24 protein-coding genes are annotated in these 24,440 nt (G+C 45.8%); 12 read left to right on the top strand and 12 right to left on the bottom strand.

Annotated features, from left to right (window positions below; translation table 11 throughout):
* Window positions 1-48: 48 nt before the first annotated feature.
* Together LFX25_RS15900 and LFX25_RS15895 are read right to left on the bottom strand one after the other, a co-directional pair.
* Complete coding sequence (locus LFX25_RS15900; protein WP_238731088.1) at window positions 49-597, bottom strand: NUDIX hydrolase; 549 nt, start codon at window positions 595-597, stop codon at window positions 49-51.
* Window positions 594-2,543, bottom strand: coding sequence for a carbon starvation CstA family protein (locus LFX25_RS15895; RefSeq protein WP_238731087.1), 1,950 nt, complete (start codon window positions 2,541-2,543; stop codon window positions 594-596). The genes LFX25_RS15900 and LFX25_RS15895 overlap by 4 nt, the downstream gene beginning before the upstream one ends.
* 145 nt (window positions 2,544-2,688) lie before the next feature.
* Between LFX25_RS15895 and LFX25_RS15890 the strand changes: the two genes are divergently transcribed.
* From LFX25_RS15890 to rlmD, 7 genes are all read left to right on the top strand, one after another.
* Entirely contained in the window at window positions 2,689-3,564 is an 876-nt protein-coding gene (locus LFX25_RS15890; RefSeq protein ID WP_319937425.1) for a J domain-containing protein, read from the top strand.
* A gap of 2 nt (window positions 3,565-3,566) precedes the next feature.
* The gene (locus LFX25_RS15885) at window positions 3,567-4,208 is read left to right on the top strand and encodes a CBS domain-containing protein (RefSeq protein WP_238731086.1); all 642 of its coding nucleotides are present in this window, start codon (window positions 3,567-3,569) and stop codon (window positions 4,206-4,208) included.
* A gap of 51 nt (window positions 4,209-4,259) precedes the next feature.
* Window positions 4,260-4,880, top strand: a complete 621-nt coding sequence (locus LFX25_RS15880; protein ID WP_238731085.1) for a GNAT family N-acetyltransferase — start codon at window positions 4,260-4,262, stop codon at window positions 4,878-4,880.
* 2 nt (window positions 4,881-4,882) lie between these two features.
* The gene (locus LFX25_RS15875; protein WP_238731084.1) at window positions 4,883-5,365 is read left to right on the top strand and encodes an acyl-CoA thioesterase; all 483 of its coding nucleotides are present in this window, start codon (window positions 4,883-4,885) and stop codon (window positions 5,363-5,365) included.
* Window positions 5,362-6,198 (top strand): helix-turn-helix domain-containing protein, encoded by an 837-nt coding sequence (locus tag LFX25_RS15870; protein WP_238731083.1) that lies wholly within the window; start codon window positions 5,362-5,364, stop codon window positions 6,196-6,198. Before LFX25_RS15875 ends, LFX25_RS15870 begins: the two co-directional genes overlap by 4 nt.
* A 105-nt stretch (window positions 6,199-6,303) precedes the next feature.
* Window positions 6,304-6,894, top strand: coding sequence for an ankyrin repeat domain-containing protein (locus tag LFX25_RS15865; protein WP_238731626.1), 591 nt, complete (start codon window positions 6,304-6,306; stop codon window positions 6,892-6,894).
* Between the two features lie 37 nt (window positions 6,895-6,931).
* Window positions 6,932-8,113, top strand: a complete 1,182-nt coding sequence (gene rlmD, locus LFX25_RS15860) for a 23S rRNA (uracil(1939)-C(5))-methyltransferase RlmD (protein ID WP_238731082.1) — start codon at window positions 6,932-6,934, stop codon at window positions 8,111-8,113.
* On the opposite strand, the gene LFX25_RS15855 is transcribed toward rlmD, so the two are convergent.
* From LFX25_RS15855 to LFX25_RS15835, 5 genes are all read right to left on the bottom strand, one after another.
* Window positions 8,114-8,506 (bottom strand): TIGR04452 family lipoprotein, encoded by a 393-nt coding sequence (locus LFX25_RS15855; protein ID WP_238731081.1) that lies wholly within the window; start codon window positions 8,504-8,506, stop codon window positions 8,114-8,116.
* A gap of 65 nt (window positions 8,507-8,571) precedes the next feature.
* Window positions 8,572-10,890 carry an ATP-binding protein gene (locus LFX25_RS15850; protein ID WP_238731080.1) on the bottom strand — a complete coding sequence of 773 codons (2,319 nt, stop codon included), beginning with the start codon at window positions 10,888-10,890 and terminating at the stop codon, window positions 8,572-8,574.
* 1 nt (window position 10,891) lies between these two features.
* Window positions 10,892-11,977, bottom strand: coding sequence for a metallophosphoesterase family protein (locus LFX25_RS15845; protein WP_238731079.1), 1,086 nt, complete (start codon window positions 11,975-11,977; stop codon window positions 10,892-10,894).
* A gap of 58 nt (window positions 11,978-12,035) precedes the next feature.
* Window positions 12,036-12,731, bottom strand: coding sequence for a hypothetical protein (locus LFX25_RS15840; protein ID WP_238731078.1), 696 nt, complete (start codon window positions 12,729-12,731; stop codon window positions 12,036-12,038).
* A gap of 71 nt (window positions 12,732-12,802) precedes the next feature.
* Window positions 12,803-14,191, bottom strand: coding sequence for an SBBP repeat beta-propeller lipoprotein, LipL53 family (locus tag LFX25_RS15835; RefSeq protein WP_238731077.1), 1,389 nt, complete (start codon window positions 14,189-14,191; stop codon window positions 12,803-12,805).
* A gap of 289 nt (window positions 14,192-14,480) precedes the next feature.
* Between LFX25_RS15835 and LFX25_RS15830 the strand changes: the two genes are divergently transcribed.
* From LFX25_RS15830 to LFX25_RS15820, 3 genes are all read left to right on the top strand, one after another.
* The gene (locus LFX25_RS15830) at window positions 14,481-15,494 is read left to right on the top strand and encodes a DUF2804 domain-containing protein (protein WP_238731076.1); all 1,014 of its coding nucleotides are present in this window, start codon (window positions 14,481-14,483) and stop codon (window positions 15,492-15,494) included.
* A complete protein-coding gene (locus tag LFX25_RS15825; RefSeq protein ID WP_238731075.1) occupies window positions 15,488-15,865 on the top strand; it encodes a DUF952 domain-containing protein in 378 nt (125 codons plus the stop codon). The genes LFX25_RS15830 and LFX25_RS15825 overlap by 7 nt, the downstream gene beginning before the upstream one ends.
* Window positions 15,866-16,152: 287 nt before the next feature.
* Window positions 16,153-16,731: a DNA-3-methyladenine glycosylase I gene (locus LFX25_RS15820; protein WP_238731073.1), complete on the top strand. Its 579-nt coding sequence runs from the start codon at window positions 16,153-16,155 to the stop codon at window positions 16,729-16,731.
* 357 nt (window positions 16,732-17,088) lie between these two features.
* On the opposite strand, the gene LFX25_RS15815 is transcribed toward LFX25_RS15820, so the two are convergent.
* The gene (locus LFX25_RS15815; protein WP_238731072.1) at window positions 17,089-18,429 is read right to left on the bottom strand and encodes a hypothetical protein; all 1,341 of its coding nucleotides are present in this window, start codon (window positions 18,427-18,429) and stop codon (window positions 17,089-17,091) included.
* A 257-nt stretch (window positions 18,430-18,686) separates the two neighbouring features.
* On the bottom strand, window positions 18,687-19,538 hold the full coding sequence (locus tag LFX25_RS15810) for an NmrA family NAD(P)-binding protein (RefSeq protein ID WP_238731070.1): 852 nt from the start codon (window positions 19,536-19,538) through the stop codon (window positions 18,687-18,689).
* 125 nt (window positions 19,539-19,663) lie between these two features.
* On the opposite strand from LFX25_RS15810, the gene LFX25_RS15805 reads away from it, so the two are divergent.
* A complete protein-coding gene (locus LFX25_RS15805) occupies window positions 19,664-20,575 on the top strand; it encodes an AraC family transcriptional regulator (protein ID WP_238731069.1) in 912 nt (303 codons plus the stop codon).
* An 81-nt stretch (window positions 20,576-20,656) separates the two neighbouring features.
* A complete protein-coding gene (locus tag LFX25_RS15800; protein WP_238731068.1) occupies window positions 20,657-21,070 on the top strand; it encodes a DUF1761 domain-containing protein in 414 nt (137 codons plus the stop codon).
* 153 nt (window positions 21,071-21,223) lie between these two features.
* Here LFX25_RS15800 and lsa25.6 read toward each other — a convergent pair whose 3' ends face one another.
* The 3 genes from lsa25.6 to LFX25_RS15785 all read right to left on the bottom strand — a co-directional run bounded on the left by lsa25.6 (window position 21,224) and on the right by LFX25_RS15785 (window position 24,371).
* Complete coding sequence (gene lsa25.6 / locus LFX25_RS21040) at window positions 21,224-21,874, bottom strand: Lsa25.6 family adhesin (protein ID WP_455032236.1); 651 nt, start codon at window positions 21,872-21,874, stop codon at window positions 21,224-21,226.
* Window positions 21,875-21,988: 114 nt separating this feature from the next.
* Window positions 21,989-22,729, bottom strand: coding sequence for a hypothetical protein (locus LFX25_RS15790; protein WP_238731066.1), 741 nt, complete (start codon window positions 22,727-22,729; stop codon window positions 21,989-21,991).
* A 340-nt stretch (window positions 22,730-23,069) separates the two neighbouring features.
* On the bottom strand, window positions 23,070-24,371 hold the full coding sequence (locus LFX25_RS15785; RefSeq protein ID WP_238731065.1) for a sugar-binding protein: 1,302 nt from the start codon (window positions 24,369-24,371) through the stop codon (window positions 23,070-23,072).
* Window positions 24,372-24,440 lie beyond the last annotated feature (69 nt).

Below are 24,440 nucleotides of genomic sequence, written 5' to 3'. Positions count from 1 at the left end.
TAGTACGTTTTTTTTCCCATATTTTTTTAAGAACGGGTTCTACGTTCTTCAGGATTCTTTCGGCGGGGTTTTACGATCCCTGATGTTTCCAAGATGTAGGGAATTTTTAACGGGAGCATCCACGTATTTTTTCAAGGCGAAATAAACCGAAGTAAAGGCGAGCTCATCCCAGGGAATTTCCTCCTCTGAAAAAAGTTGCACCTCTTCGGATTCGGAGCTTACGGAGAATTTTCCGTCCACCAAGTCCGCTAAAAAGAACATATAAATCTGACTGATATGAGGGATGCTGTAGACGCTCTGCAATCCGATGATGGAAATGTCGGCGTTCGCTTCTTCCTTGGTTTCGCGAATCGCGCCTTCCTCGACCGTTTCTCTGTTTTCGAGAAAGCCCGCGGGCAAAGTCCAAAATCCCTTTCTGGGTTCGATCGCGCGTTTACAAAGTAGAATCCGATTCTCCCAAATCGGAATACTTCCCACGACCACTTTCGGATTGGAATAATGGATCGTTCCGCAGTTGTCGCATACGTGCCTGGACCGGTTGTCTCCTTCCGGGATTTTGTAAACGACGGGCGATCCGCAAGAGCTACAGAATTTCATACTTTTCTAATGCGGTTCCAGGTTAGAACGGCTTCGACCAACAGCCATAGCGTGAGGACGATCAACGTTCCGCCGACTCCCGCCAATAGTATATTCGGAGAAGGGCCGGTTAAAAAGTCGAAAAAGTTTCGGATCATCGCCCAGAGAGTCACGGATAACACGAACAACATAGGGATAAAGGAGACTTTGATTCGTTTCTTGGACTTGAGTAGAAAAATGGTCACCACCAATAAAGCAAGTCCCGCCAGAAGCTGGTTCGTCGTTCCGAAAAGTTTCCAAAGTGCAAGCCCCGCCGGTTTCTTCTTTCCGTCCTGCTCGATTTCCATAAACGCGAAAAATCCGATCGCGGCGCACGCGATCAAACTTGAAACGTATCGATTGCCGACGAGAGTTCGAATCCAAGAGATGCGCGTCGATTCGGCGATCTCTTCGATGTTGTAACGAAGAAGTCTCGTCGCGGAATCGAGAGAAGTCAACGCAAAGCTGATGACGATAAGCGCGATGAACCCTTGTCCGAAAGATTCGGGAATTCCGAGCTGCGATAAAAATCTTCCGGTCCCGTAGATATACGCTCCGACCTGAGGCGCTAAACCTTGAATGCCGGACCAGGAACGATAAAAGCCGGACCATTCTTCCGAAGAAGTGAAACCGATCGTGCAGGCGATGACCGCGGACAAACCTAACAACGATTCGCCGATCATTCCCCCGTAACCGATCGGTCTTGCGTCTATCTCCCGATCCAATTGTTTTGCCGTGGTTCCCGAGCTGACCAAAGCATGAAATCCTGAAACGGCTCCGCACGCGATCGTGATGAATACGAACGGAATCAGATCGAGTCCGATGGATTCGGTTCGGATCGCTTCGGCGTTGAACGATGGAAATTGCTGAAGCATTCCCCCCATAAAAAATCCCACGTAGATCAGAATGATTCCCAAATACAATAAGAACGAATTGATATAATCTCGGCTTTGCAACAACAACCAGATCGGAGTCACCGAAGCCAGAAACGCGTAGAACAGCAAAACGTATTTCCATGTTCCGGTAGAAGGAGAAGTTTCCACGCGGTTGAGTCCGGTCCAGGAAAGAATTCCGTCGTGCATTCCCAAGATCATGAAGAATAAAGTCGCGAGAACGCTGAAGATCGTAAGAGGCGTGAGATCCATTCCTTTTTTGTAATGTAGATAACCCATGATGATTGCGAGAATCATGATGGCCGTGGAAGGGATCACCGCTTCCGGGAAATGGCTTCTCAATTTGATGGAAGGTTTTTCTTCCGTTCTAATTTCGCCCGGATGATCGTGAACTTCTTTGGATGTTTTAGAATTCGAAACGGCGGTCGAAGTTGCGGAAGAAGTCGCGGTCGCACTTGTCGTTTCGGATTTTTTCGTCGCTTCCGTAGACGAAGGAATTTTCTTTTCTTCCGCCGATGCGTTTGTTGCGATCGTGTTCGGAGCTAGATGCGCTTTCGGGTCCGCGGAAAACATCTCCGCAAGGACAAGAACGAAAACTCCCATCGCTAACGCGACTAAAAAGAAGATGATCGCGTGAAACAAACTTCTCGCGCGATGACCTAACAAATCCTCCGCGACTTGACCGATGCTCTTGCCTTGATTGCGGACCGAAACCACGAGAGCGCCGAAGTCGTGAACGCAACCCACGAAGATGCTTCCGAATACGACCCAGATCATCGCGGGCAGCCATCCCCAGATGACCGCTACGGCGGGTCCGAGTACGGGAGCGAGGCCGGCAATGGACGCATAATGATGACCGAACAATACGATTGGTTTTGTGGGAAGGTAATCCACTCCGTCGTTCAGCTTGTGGGAAGGAGTGCTTTCGTGATCGCTCTTTAAATCGAAGATCGATTTCGAAATATAGCCCGAGTAAAATTTATATCCGAGAAAATAAACCAGAAAACAAGCAAGGACGGCGATTAAAGGAAGCATAATAAGGATGGATGAGTTTAAGAAACGATCCGAGCAAACCTTTTTTCGAGGTTCGGGAAGATTTCCGTTTCGATTCTATAAGTCTAATTGGAAAAAGAATTGATGAACGGATTTGCAAGGGTGGAAAATCTGGAAGTAGAAGAGTATGCAGACTCGAAGTTTTGATCAGATCCGATCCTCGTTAGAGGATATTATTTTCGAGATTCAATCGGGATGTACGAATTGCGAATGGTATATTCCCGTGGAAAAGATCATAACCGCTTTGAACATCCGCAAAGAAGACTATTACAGAATTTTCTACGATCTCCGTAACGACGTTCATTTTTCGTCGCGGGCCGCGGCGGGATTCAACGAAACGCACGCGGATTCCCTCATTCAGCTTTTATCCAAGATTCTCAAGATAGAAGGAATCGGAGAGGAATTTGCAAAAAACGGAATATACTTCGACGATAATTATCTCGCCGAACTTCAGATCAATCTGAAGGAAACGATTCAATCGCGTTTGGAAAGACACGAACTCGATCGGGAGCTTCTTCTTCTTTTGTCGTCCGCGACGCTGGACTTCGACGACGCGTTCGATTCGTACTTCGACGATAAGTTCAATTTCGAGCGGATCGTGGAAAACGGAATTTCCGATTTTATCGAACTGAAATCGATCCAAAACGATTACGGTGCGGACGTCTTTTTAAAGAATCATATCTTTTCGATTTTGAATACGAAGGTCTTTCATCTCCGCGAGATCACGAGAGAATATCGGGACCGCGCCTATTACGATCTTTTCGGAACCTTCCGTAAAAAACCGAAAAAGAAAAAACCTGTTTCTGTTTTTCAAGAAATGGACCCGGAAACGCAGAGACATTTGGACGTTCTCGGATTCGACGGTCCTTGTACATTAGAAGAACTTAAAAAACGATTCAAAGAATTGATCAAGAAATATCACCCCGACGTGAACAAGGACGGGTTGGAAATGACGCAAAGGATCATCGCTTCGTACAATTATCTGATCCTAAGGATGGGTTAGTTTTGTTTTTCTGGGTGACAAGAGGAGTTTCGGAAACCTATGTTCCACCGGTTCGACCGGAGATCGTTCATCCTCTTCATTCGATCGCGCCTTCTCCCGCCGTTTCGAAAATCAAGGCCGAATCGGAAACGGAAGTTCCGCCTCGATCCTCTAACGTGGGGGAAGGGATCAGCTCCGAATACAAGGCCGTTTCTTCTTTGGGAAAAGTCCGCTCCAACAAAGGAGAATCCCTTTCTTCGCTTACCGCGCGGGATTTGATGAGTTCTCCCGTGGTATTTTTTCTCGAACAAGATCCGATCGCAAGAGCGGAGGAAATCTTTATCGAAAAACGGTTTCGTCATGTTCCCGTTCTCGATGATTCCAACACGTTATGCGGCATTCTTTCCGATCGCGATTGGATGCGTTGGAAACTCGGTCATTCCGACGAATCGGAACTCGGTAAAACGATCGGACAAATGATGAAGACCCGGGTTTTATCGGTTCAGATTCACGCCGGTATCGGGGAAATTTCAAAAGTTCTTTTCGAAGAAAGAATCGGATGTCTTCCCGTAGTCAACGAATCGATTCACGTCATCGGAATGATTACGCGTAGCGACGTTCTGAGAGCGATCTTACGAGTAAACGAAAGGGAATTTCTCGCTTGAGCCGAAGCGCGCCTGAATTAGCCTTGTGCGAAAAAAAGAAAGAGTAACCGATTGAAACCTTCCCTTCAAATCCGTCCCTCCGAACCCCAAGACGTGGACGTCGTTGTTCCTTTGATTTATTCCTCCGGACCCGCAGCTTGGGATTTCGTATTCACGCAAAACGAGAAGACTCCTTTCGACTTTTTACGTTCTTCGTTTATCAAACGCGGCAATACGATCTCTTATACGAATCACTTCGTTGCCGAGCATCAGGGAGAAATCGTCGGCGCGATTCTCAGTTATCGTCAACCTTCCTTTTTACTGCTCAACGGAGGCACCGCGCTTCGTATTATTTCCGTATACGGTTTTGCCGCACCGAAGGTCATGGGCCGCGGCTTGACGACCGAAGGAATGATCAAACCTCCCAAGCCGGGAAGATTGTATCTCGGACATATCGCCGTTTCCGAAAAGCACAGAGGAAAGGGAATCGGCAAAGAACTGATTCGGTTTATGGCGAATCGGTTTCCGAATTTCAAAACGCTTTCTTTGGACGTTTCTCAAAAGAACGAAGCCGCCATCGCGCTTTACAAAGGGCTCGGTTTCCGGACGATCGAGGCGAGGGCGTTTTCCGGACCTCCCGGAAAAATTCCCGATCATTACTATATGGAAGTGGAAGCCTCTTCTTTACGCTGACGATGTTGGAAAAAACTCCCTCACAAAGCGCGGCGGAAACCAGGCATATCGTAATGCCGGATCACGCCAATCATTACGGAACCTTGTTCGGCGGAACTCTCATGAGTTGGATCGATATGATTGCGGTGATGGTCGCACAAAGACATTGCGGAAAGGAAGCGGTGACCGCGAGTGTGGATCGATTGAATTTTATCGCGCCGATTTCGGTCGGAGATCATGTCTTACTAAAAGCGAGCGTGAATTACACCGGGAAAACTTCCTTGGAAGTCGGCGTTCAGGTTTCGAAAGAGAATCCGTACGAAGGCACGACGATGAGGGCCACGACCGCCTATTTAACCTTTGTCGCGTTAAACGAAAATAAGGTTCCGTCTCCGGTTCCGCAGATCAAACCTGAAACGGAAGCCGAACTGCGGCGATATAAAAACGCCCTTCTTCGTCAGGAATCCAACCGCGAACTTTTACGAAAGATCAGGGAATCGAAATGAAAATCCGTTTTGCTAAACCGAACTCTGTGCTCGCGGGACTTGTTTCCTGTTACTGGGGTTGGGAATCCGATACGACGCCGCCGGGCGAAACGGAATTTCCGACGATCTTTGCGTCGGTCGAAAACGAACTTCATATATCGTACGGAGATCCGATTCGATTCAGTTCCTGGAAAAACGGAAAGGAAGAATGGATTTTATCACACGGACATATCGTAGGGAATCATCTTTCCAATTTTAAGATCGCTCCGACGGGAAGAGTAGGATTTTTTAATGTTCGATTGTTTCCGGGAGCGTTTTCGTCCTTGTTTCGGATTCCCGCAAAGGAAGCGGACAGTCACCTTTCCGATTTGGAGATTCCGGGGACTTCCGAATATTCCGATTTTATAAAACGAATTCGAGACACACGAACCTTCGAGGACCGAGTTCGTATATCCGACGGTTATTTTAGTAAATTATTAAATACTCATGGTTCTCCGGACGCTTTGGTCGATGAGGCCGTTCTCCGGATTTTCCATACTAAAGGAAGAATCAAAATTTCCGAACTTTCCAAACATTTAGGCGCGGTCAGAAAAACCTTGGAACGAAAATTCCAGGAAAGAATCGGTTACAATCCGAAGGAATTTGCGAGAGTCGTCCGTTTCCAAAACGCCGCTTGGATGCGATCGGAAGACCGAACTTTGAGCGATCTTGCGTTGGACGCCGGATATTACGACCAAGCCCATTTTACGAAGGAATTCGTCGCGTTTTCCGGTTATTCTCCGTTGATTTGGTACGGATTGAAAAACCGGGCTTTGTCCCTTTTTTACAATACAAGACCCCGTCTTTTCCGGTAGAATGGATTCGTCCGTTTTTTAAAACGACATCGATATCCAAGCCGAGGCGCCGGTAAAGGCACGCGCTCAGAAGGAAGGAAAGATATGAATTCTAAGACAAAAGGAATGGCGGAACACGATCGTTCGGCGGCAGGTTCCGGTTTTACCAAGGGGCAACCTGCTTCTTTTTGGAAACGACTCGTATTTTTCGGAGCGATCAAAAGCGGAAACGTCTCTAAAGTTCAAAATGTCTTGGAGAAAGGGTTTGATCCGAATGCGAATCTGTATCACGGCGTAACACCCTTATCGCTCGCTGTCAAATACGAACGTTTTGAAATCGTTCGAACCCTTTTACGATTTTCCGCCGATCCCGATCTCGCCGACGAGAACACGGGCTTGACGCCGCTTTTACATTGTATCATTGAAGATTCTCCCTTGGAAATGATGAGCGTTTTGATCCGAGGAAACGCAGACCTGAATCGAAAGGACGGAAACGGAATGAGCCCGTTGCATCACTGCGTAAACGAGGGAAAGTTGGAGCCGTTTCGTTTGCTTTTGGAAAGCGGAGCCGATCCGAACGTGCAGGATTTCGACGGAGTCACTTGTATGAATCTCGCGAAATCGTCCCACGGTATGTCCGAGTTTGCCGAACTCCTTTTAAAACACGGAGCCGATCCGATGATCAAGGACAAACACGGAAAAATCTATCTGATGTGATTGACACTCCGCGAAGGCGCGAAAGCGTGAAAGGAGAATGAAACCCCCCGCGAGTCAATCCTGTCAACACTACCCCGAATGCGCCGGCTGCGACCGATTGCATATCGGTTATGAAAAACAACTTCAACACAAACAGGAAGAGATCGAAAAACAGTTCGGCGGTTTCAAAGGACTCGATATACGAACGATCGTAAAAAGTCCAAAGGACCAGATGTATCGTCATAAGGTTCAGTTGCCTTTCGGTCATCGCAAGATCGGAAAAAAATCCGTTCTAACGCTCGGTCTTCACAACAAAGAAAACACCTTTATCATCGATCAAAAGGAATGTAGAATTCAGGACGCGGATTTGACGATCGTAGCGGCGGCGATTCGTCACTGGGCCAGAACGGAAAACATCAGTCCATACAACGAAAAAAACGGAAGCGGTCTATTAAGACATATCGTACTTCGAAAGGCGCAAGCGACCCAGGAAATTCTCGTGGGAATCGTCACGAACGCCGCGGAAATTCCCGGAAGAAAAAATCTGACCAACAGTCTGCATTCGTATATCAAACAATTCTTATCTAAGGAGAAATCGAAAGCGGAAGTTGTGGGAATTCTCCAGAACGTAAACCTGCGGAACACAAAAGTTGTGTTAGGCGACAAGGAAACGACCTGGTTCGGAAGACATTTCGTGAAGGAGAAAATCGGGAATCTTGATTTTCAGATCGGTCTTTCCACCTTCTTTCAAGTGAATCCGTTTCAGATTACGAATCTGTATGATCTTGTCGTGGAGGATCTTCCCGAGGATTCAGTCGTCGTGGACGCGTACTGCGGAATCGGAACGATTTCCCTGTATGTCGCTTCCAAATCAAAACGGGTGATCGGTCTTGAGGAAAATCCGAATTCGATTCGTTCCGCGATCGGCGCGGCCAAGGCGAACGGAATCGAAAATGCGACCTTTGTCAAAGGAAAGGTTTTGCAGTCTCTTCAGAATACGATCGGCGAAAAGCCGGATGTGGTGATCGTGGATCCCCCGAGAGAAGGGTTGGATCCCGAGACGAAAAAGATATTATTGAATTCTAAAGTGAATCGTGTGCTGTATGTTTCTTGCAATCCCGAAACGCTTCGAAGAGACGCGCTCGAACTGACAAAGTCGTTTCGATACGAGAAACTGACGCCCGTGGATTTATTTCCTCACACGAGCCATCTCGAAAGCGTTTCCGTTTTTACGCGTTGATCAGATTTCCGGAAACGGAGAATCGAGGAAAACCTTATCCGCTTCCAAAGAACATTTGGATTGAAGCACGATCGTAAGCGCCGAACCGATCAGATACCCGCTGAGTCCTTTGATTTCCGCAACACAATCGTCCACTTCGGATTTCACATAGGTTCCGTCCGATTTGATTCCCGCGAGTTGATCCGCCAAAAGACTCAGGATCGAAACGCTCGCGCGTCCGTTTAAAATCGTCGAGTTGATCAGGTCGGTTACGATCGCCGCGTCGCGGATATTGTTGGCCGCCTCGGAACCTTTGATTCTTCCCGGAGTCACTCCGAGCGTGTCAAAGAGTAAACAGTTATAAACTTGTAAGAGAAGAAGCGCCAGAAGACTTCGATGAATGAGCGTTTTCAAAATAGACCTCGATTATATTTTTTTATAAAATCCTAAAAGGAAGAATTCGCAAGTCAATTCGAAAATCATGATAAAGCAATCTTCTTCGATTTCGGAAACGACTTTGCGATGATATCCGCCAACTCCGTTTGTTTTGTGAAGAAGCAGATCTGATAGTCGGTCTCTTTTTGAAATTGTTTCAGATATTCCAGTGCGGATTCGATTCTTCCCGGATCGAGATGAACGAAGGGTTCGTCGAGCAATAAGATTCCGTTTTTTGGAACCGTCTTGCGCGCTAAGAATAATTTAAAAATCAGATAGAACGTTGCGACCGTTCCCCCCGAAAGATGGTCGATGGATCGCAGATTGCCTGCCTGATCCTTCATCTTGATCGATTCTTTTTTATCGATCGCTTCGAAAGAGACTTCCCGTTTCGGAAGCATTCGATTGATTTCCTTTCCGATCTCGGAGGCAACGAACGCGAACTGCATCGATTGATCTTTGGAGATTTCCTCCACGATGTCCTGCGCGATCTTAGCGGATCTGCGTTTGGATTCCATTCGGGAGAATTCGATTTCCTTTTCTGCGATCGATTGGATCGTTTCGATCAGAGCCTTTTCCTTTTCCGGTAAAGAATCCTGAATGAGCGCGTCCTCCACTTGGATGGCAGTATTCAATTTTTGTAATTCCGCGTTTAAACCCTGCAGTTCTTTTTCGAGTTCCTTTTTTTTCGTTTCGCGAAGATGTCGTTCCGGGTCGTTTGGAAGCTGAGTCGGAATTTCCTCCATCGCTGAAATAGCCGTTTTACAGCGGATTTCAAGATCCTCCAATGTTGAAGCTCCGTGATCGGTGAGAATCTTTTTGAGACCCTCGGAAAAACTTTTGGTCTGCGCCTGAAATTCGGCGATGCGTTTGTGGTATTCCTGAATCGTGGAAGCCCTTCGATCGTTCAGCCAAGAATTCCGTTTGGAGGTGAGGTTTTGGATCTTTTCGGTTTCCAGACGAATCGTGTCGCGTATCTTATCGCTTTCTCCGCTGAATGTCCGGATTTCCTTTTCCAAAGATTCGATCCGATCGTTTTTTACTTCGTTGTTTTGGATTTGTTTTGCGAAGAATTGCCTGAGGTTTTCGATTTTTTCTATCAAAGGAATTGAATATTCGGGAAATGTTAAGTTCCATTGACCGGAAATTTTTAATACGAAATCCTTTTCCTTTTCGGAATCGTATCGGACGGATACGATTTCCTTTTTTCGGGTGAGAAAGTAGATTCCGAGCGCTCCAAGACCTGTTGCAATCAAGGAAGCGGAAAGAATTTCGAAGCCCCCCGGGTTTGCGAAAACGAGAGAACCGATGACTCCTAACCAGCCGAAACAACCGAGTCCCGTCAAAATCATTCCTAAAAGTCTATGAGTGGGATTCGATTCGGTGGTGCGAACCTCTTCGGTAAATCCTTCTTCGCGGAGAACTTTGTCGATTTTTTCGTTCCATTCCTCAGCTTTCTGTTTCATCTTTTGAGAAACGTCGAGTTGGTTTCGAAGGGATTCGATTTCCCTCTTTTTGGAATCGATCGCACTTTGTTTGTCTTGGAGCAGAGTTGTCGAAGCGGAAAGGTTTTTTTCCGAAGTCTCGATTTCCTTTTGAAAACTTTCAAAACCGGAGGATTCGTCTTTGGAAAACAAAAGATTTTTATTCAACGTTTCCTGGGCGGTTTTCAATCGAAGAATTTCGGAAAGAGTTTCCAGGAGTCGGATTTTCTTTTGGATCTTCGCGTCTAACCCCGAGTTTTTTTCGATCGTTTCGAGCTGTTTACGGATTTCGAGTTCCTTGGATCGATCCCGGTTGTGTCGTTCCTCCTGCGCGACTTTCGTTTTGTTTCTTGCGTGAAGCGTTTCGATGTTTGTGACGAGTTCGATTTTTCCGCTTTTGAGTTTTGCGATCTCCTCTTTGAGTTTGTCGAACGCGTTGGCGGGAGCGCTTCCCTTTTTGGGCGAATGAATTTTGTTAAGCGAACTCGAAATTCCTTCGAGGTTGACTCCGTTGTTCAGCAGTTTGCTGCGGAGAAAGTCGGGTTTGATGATCTTGTCGTTGTGGAACGCGAATTCCAATTCTCCCTCTCGGAGGGAAACGCAGTGAACGTATTGCGGCGCGGCGTCTTTGGAAAGTTCGGGAACTTCTCCTAAAACCTTGTAACCGTCCAAGCTTTTTTCCCCGTATCGGGAAAGAATGCTCTTTTTCGGTTCCTGGCTCGCGGTAAGAAATTTGCTTCCGATCGCGAGTCGCAACGCGTCGAAGATCGTCGTTTTTCCGGATTCGTTTTTTCCGTGAAAGATCGTGACGGAATCCGAAAGTTCGAATTCTGCCTTTTCGAATTTGCCGAATTTTAGCAGTTGAAGAGCGGATATCATATCAATTCTTCCCCGCGAAGTCTTCGATTTGTTCCAAACCCAAGACTAAGATTTCGTTCCAATCGGGAGGATTGTCTCCGTTCCATTTGGATTTTTGATCCATTAGCTTTTCATAAAATAGTTTAGCGACCGGGTTGTCGATCAAAACGCTCGAAGTTCTTAGGTCGACGGTTTTGACTTCTATTTTTCTGCAGTCCGCGGTTTCGGAAAATCGTTTGAGAAGTTCCGTGACGTCGTGTTCGTCTTCCACGATCCCCGAAACTTTGATTCGAACCGAATCCTGTTTGGAGATCGACGCGGGAAGTTTTGAGAGATCGGGAACTTCTCCCGTTAGGGTTGCAGTTACGGAGAATTCTTTGTATTCTCCCGCGGAAGAAAGAATTCTTTTTTTGAGAACAGGAGTTCCGTTTTTTCCGAGCGTTACGATGTTGACCGTACGCGGACCGAATTCTCCGGAGGAAACGACCCGAGGCGAACCCGGATAGGCTTTTATCATCGGACCGGATGTGATCGAACGTTCGGAATGAATGTGACCTAACGCTAGATAGTCGAATTTGGCTTCCTGGAACGGTTTGGAGTCGAGGATCGAATCCGCCTCTTCGGGGGAAGGTCCGAGATATTCCACGAGTTCTGTTTCGGTTCCGTGGAGCAGCGCGATCCGATACGCGACCTTCTTTTCCTTAAATTGAATATTCGAATAATCTAAAATTCTATTGAACGGAAATCCGAAAAATTCCGCCTCCACTCCGCCGATTTCCTCGATCCAGAGTTTATAGGATTCTCCCTTTTGCGGATAGGAAAGGGGAGAAAGATCCGCCGCGATCGGATAGGCTCCTTCGGCGAGTCCGAGTTCTTCGTGGTTTCCGGGGATATAAAAAATTTTTCCGTTAAAGTAGGATAGGATCGTTCTGACTTCTTCCTTGAGTGCGGCGATGTCCGAATTTCGGTCGAACAAATCTCCGCAGAAGAGGATATGCGTGCATTCCTCCTCTTTTGCCGCCGCGACGATTTCTTTGAGGACGGAAAGGGAATATTCCTTTTCCTTTTGGCTGAGGTGTACGTCCGCTGTGTGTAAAAATCGAATCATGTTCTGGTTCCTGCCGTCAAAGTTTATCCTCGTCCCCGGACAAATTCGGAAGGTTCGTCTATGCCTGATCCAAAAAAGGGATCAGATTTTGTTCCACGTAATGAATGACTTTTTGAATCCGGTCGGATGCGTTCCATTTTTCGGAAATCATTCGAGGCGCGCCCCAGAGAAATATCGCTTCGAGGAACACTTTGCGCGGATCGGGAAAGAAAGATTCGATCTTGATTTCGATTCCGTGGTCCTCGGCGTCCTGCGGATTGAGGGGAGGCAATACGAATCGAAGTCCTCCGCCTAAGATCGGCCGTCCGAGCCTCTGCAGGCTGTCCCTGCTTTGTCTCAGTCTCTTTTCCCAGATTTCACCAAACGCGTGTTCTGTGGATGAATCGATCAATAGCCGGATCGTAAGATCGCTTTTTACGACGTTCTTCCCCTGAATTCCCCAAACCTGATCGAACGCCTCGAGAACCCGTTCGAAATCCTCTTCGATCGATTCCAAGGAACCGTCCGGGTTTTCGGAGATGATGAGCAATTGCGTGATGTTTTGTCCCGCGTTGACGACCTGGATCGTCAGTATGGATTGGGAAAGTTGTCTCGTGAGTACGTTTTGATTCGGTCCGTAATTGGTTCCCGTGATTTCGATCCCAAGCTCTTCGAGTTTGGATTGAAACTGAAAGATTTCGGATTTGGATCGGACCACGATCGGTAGAAATAAATCGCTGAGTCCGACGTGGATGATGTTTCGATTTCGGTTCATGAGGGTCGCTTTTCAGTCCTTTGTCTCAAACCGATCTTTTTTGAACAGAAAAGAAATCGAACGAAAACGACTTAGCGATATTTGACGAGGAACAAATCCTGTGTTCCGTTCAATGCGGCTCCGTTCATCGGCGCGTTCGTATGACCGACCGAATACATCGTTCCTTCCGGATCGATGATGATTCCGAAACCTTGGATCGAACCGCCCGAGACGCCGGTCTGACGGACCCATTGCAATTCTCCGTTTGAGTTGTATTTCGCGAAGAATACGTCGTTCGTTCCGACGCTAGAACCGGTACCGTTGATCAAGTTCGCGTTTGTATATCCGGTTGCAAAGACGTTGCCTGCGAGATCCGTTTTAAGATCGAAGACGGAAGATTGAGACGAGCCGACGTCGGTGCCGAGTTGTCTTCCCCAAAGAAGGGTTCCGTTCGGATGAAATTTTAAGATCGTTCCGAAATAACCGAATCCAGTTGCTCCGTTGCCGAAGTCCGCGTTGCTTTCGGCTCCCACGAAGACGTTTCCCGAAAGATCGGTGACGATGGGACCCGATAAAATTTCCCGACCGCTTTGGGCTTGGTATGCGACGAATTGTCGGTTTCCGCTCGAGTCGTATTTGAAGAGGAACATGTCGTTTCCGCCGATCCCCGGAGCCGTTTCCGTTTGAAAGTTGGCGCCGCCCCATCCGGTAAAATATACCGAACCGGAAGCCGCATCGCAAGCAATACCGCCACCGTTCGAATTCGCGCCTGAAACGAAAAATTGTTTTATCCAAACTTGGTTTCCTTGGGAATCGAATTGAGCGACGAAATTGCTTGTGGTAGCGCTGTAAGCTCCTCCGAAGGGACCGTTCGAATCTCCCGAAGCATAAACATTTCCCGCGGTATCCGCGCAGATCCCCAACGGATTTACGAAGTAACTTCCTCCGGTCGGTCCGGCTTGTTTGATCCAGAGAGGGTTTCCGTCTACGGATAATTTTACGATGAATAAATCCTGACCACTGCTCATCGGACCGCCGAAGGCCGCAGTCGTATAACCGAGCACGTACGAATTCCCCGCCGAGTCGGTTGTCATACGGGATAGGGTAAGCGAGGCGCCCGCAGCGCCGAGTTGTTTGCCCCAGATTCGGTTTTTGAAAGTGTCGTATTTCGCGACGATCAAATCTTGAACGCCGATTAAACTGCCGGTGAAAAGGTTCGTGTTCGTTTCTCCCACGACGACCGGCAAGAGAGAAGGATCCAATGCCAAGTGTTTGCCGAGTGTGGTTCCTCCCGACTTTCCTAAGAGCTCGGTCCATTCCAAGGTTCCGGAGTTTTCCCGAAAAATGAGAGGATGGATTCTTCCGAGAATTTGGGCCAGCCAATACTCGGTTGTTCCCGGATCGCCTATGTTCATGTGATTGGCCGGCATACAACCGTGCAATTGAATCCAAAGGATAAGAATCGTAAGACAATATTTCATTTTAGCCGTTTTTCCAAATGGAGAATTCTTTCGTCTCAAGCAGAACATCACCTTTCCCGTTCGCATCCTTTCGGAAAGACTATATTCGAAATTCGTATCACAGTTTGATCCGTTTGGAAAGAAATTTAACGCGAATCAGGGAACAGATGCGATAACCGCTTCAGCTGAATCCGTCGAGAGAACGCGGTTTAGCGGGAATTCTCCGTATAGAAACGCGTTAGAAAGAAGTCGACTTCCGAAGGGCGACCGTGGTATCCGTATTGAATCCCTAAAAAGAGTTTTTCCTCAGATGAACTTAGAGACTGAAATCAGACAAGAAACGAACCTTTGCGATAAATCCGGAAACCTAAACTTGAACGCAGTCGGCTGGTCCAAAAAGCCCTTACACAGATGTAATTTGAGCGGTCATTACTTAAGAAAAAAGAAATGGAATTATTGGTGTATCTATGACGAGAATTTCTTAGCCTCATTCACGATTTCGGACGTGGATTATGCGGGAGTCATCTTCGTATATTGGCTCAATCGAAAAACGGGCGATTTCGAAGAAGGAACGATCATCACTCCGTTCGGCGGCGGAGTCAGCCTTGGACAATTGCTCGGAAGCAACGCGACTTATATCGGAAGCAATGCGCGTCTCCAATTCTTTAGAGAAGAAGAAGGTTACAGATTGTCGATCAACTTCTCGCCGAGCAATAAGATTCCCGTGCAGGCGGAGATCTTCGTTCCCGTTCCGGAGAATTGGGAAACGTTAAACGTAGTTGTTCCTTGGTCCAAAAGAAGATTTCAGTTTACGGAGAAGTTGTTCGGAGTCGGAGCGGAAGGAACGGTTCGTTACGGAGCGATGGAATACAAGTTCAGTCCGGACACGTCGTTCGCTTGTTTGGATTACGGAAGAGGGATTTGGCCGTACTCCACAAAGTGGAATTGGGCGTCGATGATGGCGCATAACGCAAACGATAAGATCGGAATGAACTTGGGCGCGGGTTGGACGGACGGAACCGGCACGACCGAAAACGCGATTTTAATCAACGGAAGAATCTACAAGATTCCTTCGGACGCGGTGTTTGAAATCGATCGTGAAAATTGGATGAAACCTTGGCGTCTTTATACGAAGGATTCACAAGCGATCGATCTGCGCTTCGTTCCCGAGTTTCACAGAAAGGCCGCGACGAATACGGGATTGTTCGCGTCTTCCGTTCATCAGATGATCGGAAAGTTCGAGGGAGTGATCCGTCTCGGCAAAAACGAATATAAGATTTCCAACGGACAGGGTTGGGCGGAAGATCATATCGCGCGATGGTGAATTCTTCCGAAGAATGGATTTATAATCTAGCCGCGAAGAAGGATTATGAAGCGGCGTTGCAAAACGGATTTTATAGTACGGAATCCTTATATACGGAAGGGTTTATCCATAGCTCTAAAAAAAATCAAGTCGAGGACACGGCCAACCGGATCTTTTCGGGAAGAACTGACTTGGTTCTTTTGTACGTAAAAACCGATCGATTGAAATCTCCTTTGAAATACGAGGCTTCCGATTCTCCCAAGTTTTCCAAAGAAGACGGAAAGAATATTTTTCCGCATATCTACGGGCCTTTGAATACGGACGCGATCGAAAAGGCAGTGGAGATTTTGCCCGATGCGGACGGGAAATTTCGGTTTTCATTCTTAGATTGAGGGTTGACCCGCGTTTGGAGTCCTACGTTTAACATTCAGAGTTTGTCCTAAACCGGTAAATAAAACGCAGGAGTTCCCACAAAAGTTTTAGGTTTCAACCTCTTTTGATTTTCAAAAACGGTTTTACCAATTTAAAAACGCAGGAGTTCCCACAGTTTTAGGTTTTGAGACAAACTATGAATGTTTTTTGTTTGATCATTTGTCGGACCAACTTTAAAAAAACGGTTTGACAAACCTGTGCGATCGTTGATCTAACGCAATTTCGTTATTAAGGAGCCTGTCGGAAGATGAATCAAAAGGTCACTCGTTGCACTTGGGCCTCGAAAGATCCCCTTTACATCGACTATCACGATTTGGAATGGGGAACTCCTGTTCACGACGATCGAACTCTCTTCGAGTTTTTGATCTTAGAAGGAGCGCAAGCCGGACTTTCCTGGATTACGATCCTGAAAAAACGGGACAACTATCGAAAAGCCTTTGATTATTTTGATCCCGAAAAAGTCGCCGCTTATTCCGAAAAGAAAATCCGATCCTTGATGAAAGACGAAGGAATTGTCCGCAACGAATTAAAGATCCGTTCGACGATCGAAAACGCAAAAGAATTTTTGAATATTCAAAAAGAATACGACTCTTTCGATAAGTATATCTGGGGGTTCGTGGATCATAAAACGATCCATAATTCTTGGAAAACGACTCGGGATGTTCCGAGTAAAACGGTCGAGTCGGATGCGATGAGCAAGGCGCTGAAAAAACGAGGATTTAAATTCGTCGGGTCGACGATTTGTTATGCGTTTATGCAGGCGACGGGAATGGTCATGGATCATACTACCGATTGTTTTCGATACGAGAAGAAACCGAAGAAGTAGGATTTTTCGGAGTTCCTACAACTTTTCAGTGAAACATCGAGCGCGCCCCGCCCTGAATTTGGGCGGAGGTGGCGGGTCCGCGGGAAAACTCCGGACGATTGTCCTATAACAGAAAAACATCCTATCTTCAATAAAAATTTTCACAGTCTTGTCGTACCTCCGACAAGCTGTTCCATTCTTTTTGAATTGTCGAAATCGGAGCGTTGTCCGAAGTCGACGATCTTCCCGTCGGAAGACTTACCGGAATGAATATCAACTTTTTCGCAAATGGATTTCGTTTCGTCCGGCCGCTACTTTGTCCTTACTCTCTTTTTTAAACTTAACGGCCATCCTTCCGAACTCGGCATCCGGATTAAGTTAAGGAAAATTCTTGCGGACCGCCTCTTTCGAAACATTGCCGTCCCAATCCATTTGAATCAAAAGAGCGTCGATATACTGAGCGGGTTTCTTTTTGGTATAAGAAAGAAGCACATAGCCCTTTTCGTTTTTCAGGATTTTGTTGGCCATATAAAGGCGTTGTGTATGTTTTTTCTCCCAGACTTTTTTACCGGAAGAATCGAACTGAATCACGGTCATCGGACCTTCTCCACCCGCCAATACACCGAAAAAGCCCTGATCGGGGGATTCGATGATTAGACTTAGAAAGTTAAATCCGCCTAATCGTTGTTTGGTTTCCCAGATAGTTTCGCCTTTCGGAGAAAGTTTCAAAAGCCACACCGCGTCTTTCACCGCGCCGGAGATTCCGCCGGACAAAAGCAGATTTCCATCCGTAAGTTTAAGAAGAGAAATCGCCATGTCTTCCGCTCCGGGGGTCGCAAACGTTTTTTTCCAAAGTTGTTTTCCGTCGGAATCGTATCGATGAACGATCACGTCTCTTTGCGATTCGCGGCCGGACACGTTATCCGTGCTTACGGCAAATACGATTCCTTCTTCGTAACCGACGCTGGCATTCGGAGCGAACGAAAGATCGGGAATGTGTTTCGCGTTCTTTACCGCGCCGTCTTTTCCGAAAAGAACGTATAAGAAGCTCGTTTTGATCGCGTTTACGATCGTGGTCGTGTTTCCGCTCTTTTCTTCCGTTTCAACCCGATGGGAAACGGAAACAAGACCGCGAAACTTTTCGTTCGGAAGTTCTTGAAACGAATACAGGTGCGGATCTTCCTCTCCGCAAAATCCGTCGCAGATTTCCTTTGCGAGAATGATTCGATCGCTTGTAAGTTCTCCGCGCTCGTCGTATTTTGAAAAGATCAGTTTGCGATTGTAGGTTGCGCTTCCGATCGATCCCGCGGTTACAAAACCGCCGTCTTGGGTTGCGAGCAGATTTTGGATCGTTTCGAAATTATGAATACCGATCGTATATCCTTCCATATCTACGGGTTTGCTCGTAAAAAGATATTTCCACCAAACGGGATTTCCGTTCGCGTCGATCTTAGCCGACCACGCGGTGCTATAAATTTTCTTTTCGATCTTCGCGTTGGAATCCTGTCTGCTGCAATCGTTTGCGGATCCCGTTACCACGAAACTTCCGTCTTTTAAGGAGACAAGTCCGGAGGGAAGTTCTTCCGGACATTCGTTCGGTTTCATTCCGTTGTATTGTTCTCCACCGAAGACCGTCTGCCAAAGCGAGTTGTTTTGCGCGAATAAAGAGAACGTAGAAATACAAATAAGAAGAATCAAAAAAGCCGATAATCGTTTCATACTATCCATTCCTTGTGGAAGAGAAGGTTTCAAAGAGAATTCGAATTTGTAAAGAATTTATTTGCGCTTGTTGCAAGAACTTACTGTGAAAGTTTGGACCGCTAAATAACGAAAGATCGATGAATGTGCAAGTCGTTTATCAAAATCGACGCGGAGACAAGTTATTGTATCCTAAGATCCGAGTTTCTTTTTCGGAAGTTGATGATTTTTGAATATGAAAAAGCCCGAAAATTTCGGGCCAATCCTTTCTTAAATTCTTAATTCAGCCAGACGTTTCGGTTGTCGTTCGCGTATTGTTCAAAGCTGACGGGTTCTTTTCCGGTGATTTGTTTTACCGAATCTACGATCGGAGCCGCGTGTCCTTCCTTCAAATTACCCGCGATATACACTAAAACGTTCGCGTAGTCTTCGGGAACTCCCGCTCCCAGCAAACCCTTCTTAAATTCTTCGGGGGTGATGTCCGCAAAGTCGATTTTGAGTCCGGTCGCCTTGGATAATTTCTGAGCGACTTCGTCGTGTGTGATGGATTCTTTTCCGGTAAGAGTGTATCCTTTTCCGTTATGAGAATCGTCCAAAAGCAATGTCGCCGCGGTCGCTGCTATATCTCTCGCATCGATAAAACTTGCCTTTGCGTTTCCTGCGGGGAAGTAAATCTTCTTATCTTTCAGGATGCCGCCGATCCAAAAGGTTTGAAAGTTCTGCATAAACCAATTCGGGCGAATGATGTTGTAAGGAAGTCCCGATTTCTCCAGCGCGATTTCCAATTTTCGAAGCGGAAGATCTTCGGGAGAATGATCGATACCGATCGCGGTCATGAGTACAACTTTTTGTAACTTTTTAGACTTTGCCTTTTCGATCCATGGATTCAGGACGCCGTATTGGTCGGTATAACCCGGAGGACAAAGAAAGAATGCCCGGTCGACTTGATCCAAAACTTCCAAGCCTTCGTTCGGTCGGGAAGCGTCCGCTTTTACCCAATGCAGATTCTTTTCTTGTTTACCGCTTTCAGGCCTTCTGGAAGCGCCGTAGACTTCATGCCCTTTTGCCAATAAATTCTCCACAACGAGCCCTGAAACCAAACCGCTCGCTGCATAAACAAAAATTTTCATATTCGATTCTCCTGAGGAAAAGAATAACCGAAAACCGGAAATCGGGCTATGTCCTATAATCTAAAAAGCATATCCAATCGTATAATTTACTCGACTTTTAGATATGTTGATATAAACTGAAGGATATGGATCTGCTTTCCGAAATCTTAACGGCCGCCGCTTGGAAGAACGATATTCTTGCGAGGACTTCGATGTATAAATCCTGGGGTTTAAAGTTCCCCTGCGATAAAAGCGGAGGTTTTCATATTCTTTCGCAAGGTTCTTGTTATGTTCGGTTTAAAGGAAAGTGCATTCCATTAGAAAAAGGTGATATTCTATTTATCGCAAAAGGATTCGATCATGAACTCGTGTCCTCTCCGACCGATAAGACCATGGACATCGGAAAATTTCGGGAAATCGTTCCGAAGGAATCCGATCTGAAAGGAGTCCCGATCACCACGTTCGTTTCGGTTCGTTACGAGGTTCCGGAAACGAGTCAACATCCTTTCTTTCACGAACTGCCCGATCATATTCTGATTCGTTCGGGAGAGATTCCATCGCATCATCCTTTGCATACTACTTTAGTTTTGATTTCTCAAGAAGTCGATTCCGGACTCGGTTCCGATTTGATTCTGCAAAGACTTACGGATATTCTCCTTTACTATGTGATTCGTCATTGGCTGGAAACGCATCCGGCTCTTTCTCCGGGATGGAGAAGCGCTTTCAAAGACGAAAAGATTCTTGCAGCTCTCGAAGCGATTCATAAGAAACCGGCTTATTCTTGGACTCTGGAGAATCTTGCGCGGGCCGTGGGAATTTCCAGAGCTTCTCTTGCGAATCGCTTTCGGGACGTTTTAGGTTGTACGCCGATGGATTATCTCGCAAGACTTCGAATCGATAAAGGGAGAAGTCTGATTCAAGATCAAGGCGCCACTTTGGAAGAGGTTGCTCGAACCGTAGGATATTCCTCCGCCTTCGCCTTTTCCAAAGCGTTTAAAAGAATCCACGGAGTTTCTCCTCGGAACGAAGACGCTCAAAAGATCAGAAACGTTTCCTAAAAAAAGAACGTTTCGTATGAATTCTAACAGACAAACTTTTTCTTTGGTTTAAAATGATTCTCCTAATTTTTAGGAGTTTTTATGTTCGCAGAATTTTACGGAATTCGTCCTTTGTCCGTGATCTTGGCGACGGTAGCGTCCTTTATCGTCGGTATGATTTGGTATACGGTATTCGGCAAATTATGGATGAAACTTCAAAACGCTCAGGAAAAGGATTTGAATCAGGACAACATGGGCGCGACGTATTTTACGGCGATCGCGATTTCGCTCGTTCAATTTTTGGTGTTGGATTGGATGATCGGAAGAATGGATTTTCGCGGTATCGGGCAGTCCGCTTTGTTTGGCGGAATCATCGCGTTATTCTTTTTGGTTCTTGATGATTTTTCCCGCAACTTGTGGGAGCCGCAACGAAAATCTCCGGTTTTTATCGCGTTGAATGCGGGAAATACGTTGCTTAGTTTTATCGTAGGCGGCGCTGTGCTGGGAATCGGTTGACGTTTTTCGTTTATTTTTCAGTGTTCGCAAGTCCTCTGAATTTCGATGAGGGGCGGATGAATATTTGACTTCTTCACTGACGTCTCGAATCGGTCGATATTGAGGAGCGAATTCGAATACAATAAAAAGTGAATGCTTTTCCATTATAAAAATTTAAAGAGAGAAAGGGATTACTGCTTTTAAGGTTTCGTCTTGAATCAATTCGGGATGAAGTCCCCAGGATCTACTTGAAGGAAGAATGGATGTTCGCTTGAAGTCGATCGGTAATTTTCCCGTTTTTAAGATTTGGCCGATTTGCTCGTTATCCGTGGAAAATTGATCGGGAACTCCGTCTTGATTCGTATCTAATTCCATTCGTTTCATTGGATAAATCCAAATGTCGGGTTTTCCGTCTCGATCGGAATCGATTTCAATTCGAGCGATAATTCCAGAATTAATCTTCGGTTTTGCGAAGCGGTTAAAGTATTGAGTCGTTTCAAAAAAACCGTCTGAATCCTTATCGTCCTTCTCGATTAATTTTATGTTATCGGGTCCGAACCAAATTTTAATATCGATTTTATTTGGGTCTTTGGAAGCGATTTCGTTGTAAAAAGTTTGAAAAGATTTTGGGTCTTTCGAATCCATCTTCAACCACATCCAATCATCCGGCATTTTTTTTTGTCTTTCGAACGTTTCCATAAAGATCGAGATCTTGGAATCCGTCTTTGTATAAAGTCGATTGTCGATTTGTCCGTCTTTGTTTTGATCGTGCGACGTGACTTCGAACGGGGATTTGCAACCATAAAAAAAAGATAGAAATTGCATCAAAAAAATAAAGAAAATTGTCCGGCATTTCATCGATATTAACCGTTTTTCAAAATTACAAAACAAGTCGTCCCTGGGGACGACTTGTTTTGTAGATGAACAATCTAAGTAAGCTTAGAATTGCTCGTTCAGAGATGCACATTTCTGATTTGCGGGAACAGCCGTTCCGTAGGAGCAGAATCCAAATCCGATTCCTGTTACTGTGGCTTTTGAATTTGCATTTGGGTCAACTTGGAAAAAGCCCTTGAAATCAGTAGTTCTTTTGCTGTTGAAAGCAGTTAAACAAGATGCTTCTAAGCCGGCCGTATTGATTGCAATTAGAACATATTGTGCTGTGATAGTTTGATCTACAGTCAGACGATTGAGGCCCATCACTTCGCTTTCCGTATACGCAGGGTTTCCGCTTGTGAATAAGGGCATCATCTCCGTTCGCAAATCTCCAATCGGAGTGTAACGCGAAGTCGAAACGGATGTGTCGAACGTTGTTTGCGTTATCGCGTTGATAGCGGTGTTTTTTGCGTTTGTAAGCGTGGTAATCGCAGCCGCAGAGCAACCGATGGAATTCGCAATCGCGATAGCTCCGTCATACTGTGCGCTTAGAATCGCCTTTCTTGAAGTAAGATCGCTTCCAAGTATCGTCGCCTGGTTACAGCCTCCTTTCGGAATCGAAGATAAATTTACGGTGTACTGGGTAGCATTCGTCTTAGTGATGGATGCACAGTTTCCGCTCGTCTGGTCTAGTAGATAAAGCAAACCTGTAGTAACTATAGTATCATCCTTATCATCTTTTTTACAAGCTGCAAAGGCAACAGTTAGTGCGATTACAGCTGCAAATTTCATAATATTCTTCTTCATTGAAAATTCTCCTAAATAGTTTCAGTAAGGCCAATAAAAAAATTCGCCGAACTTACTTTGGGCACGATGGGGAGGTTTATCAAAAAAAGTCAAACCTTTTTGTGATTATTTGCAAATCATATTATCGCAAAAATATTTATTTCTATAATTCCGTATGTTGAAGGAAGTCAGGAAAAGGAGAGGGTTTATAAAGAGGTCGAATATAGAATAGGATTCAGAAAATGAATTCGAGTATATCAGTATATCTTGAATTTGGAAAGTTTTATATGCTAAATAATTTTCAACGTAATTATAAAATGAAATCTTTAAGATGAAAAAGTTTTTTCAATATTGCTCTTTTCTAATTCTCCTGTTTCCAAGGGCCGAGAGAATATTTTTCCGGAATCAATTCCAGTTCTCCCAAAGTATAAGGATCGCTTCCCTTGATCGTAGAAGTCGACAATCGTTGGATCGGCTTGGATTCATCGTCCCAATCCTGAACGGTAACGCTCGCCAAAAACTTAAATCCGTTTCGGAATCGAGAAACGTTTTCTTTTCCGAAAACCGTCCACGGAATTCGGCAAAGGATCGAATAACCGTCGTTTGTCAAAATGAGTTTCGTTTCGATTCCGCTCTTGGGATTTTCTTTCCGATTCAGTCGGATACGGACTTTCTTTTCTTCCGATAAACCTAAGGAAACGATTGCGGCTTGGGAACCGAGTCTTTTGCGAACTCCCGAATTCGTATCGAAATCCAAAAGACTCGAGTCGGGGTCCAAAACGATTTCGATCGCGTCGCAGTCCTCCGATTTCGTTTTGCAGAATTGAATCTTATCGTCTCGAACCGAAATTTGTAGTCCGAGCGAATCGGAATTCCAAGCGGATCGAATTCGGAACGAAAGATCCTGCGGTCCTTTCCAATCTTTGTTTTTTGCGGTCATCCAACTTTTATCTTGGATTTCAAACGGAAGAACGGGCAACGAATCCCAGGATTCATCGATGGAAAGTTTTTGTTTGGTCGAAGCGGAAACGATTTTTTTAAACCGAACTTCCGCTTTTGGAGGAACGGATTCCTGTTCCGATTCCATTCTACCTTCATAACTTCGTGTGGAATCTAGATTGATCCGGTTGAAGGACGAACGCAATCCGTCTCCAAACGAAGTATGATAACTATGCGTATCGGTTCCGATCCATTCCCAACCGGATGACTTCCATCGGATCGTTTCCGAGTTCGACCATCTCCAATTAGAACCTCCGTACGAACTGATCTTGATCTTTCCGTTTCCACATTCCAGAGTTACGTCCGGTCTTCCGTAAACTCCTCCGCAGGAATTACAAGGAATCATCGGAATCATGGAATCGAATCGATAACTTCCGTTCACATCTCCGAGCGCGATCGCTAAAAATCCGTTTTGATCCATTGCGGGACTATCCAAAGAATCCCCCGGTTTGACGCGCATGGTCATCGCGAGATCCTCGATTCCGTCTTTGTTGAAATCGTTTTTGCAGGATTCTTCTCCGCTGCCGAACTCGAATTCGAACGGGAGATTGTTCTTTTTGGATTCCTCTAAAAAACGTTTTTGAATCGCGGAGAATTTTTCCGGTTCGATTCCGGATACGGCGAAATTAAAAAGAATTAAGATCGAAAAAAGAGGACGTTTCATTGAATGAACAACAATCGATTCCGAAATTCTTGTAAAGAATGTTCTTTGTTTTCTTCGATTCGTATAACG

Source organism: Leptospira sanjuanensis, assembly GCF_022267325.1.
GTDB lineage: Bacteria > Spirochaetota > Leptospiria > Leptospirales > Leptospiraceae > Leptospira > Leptospira sanjuanensis.
The sequence above is the reverse complement of the archived record's forward strand: the minus strand, read 5'-3'. Positions and strand labels throughout refer to the sequence as shown.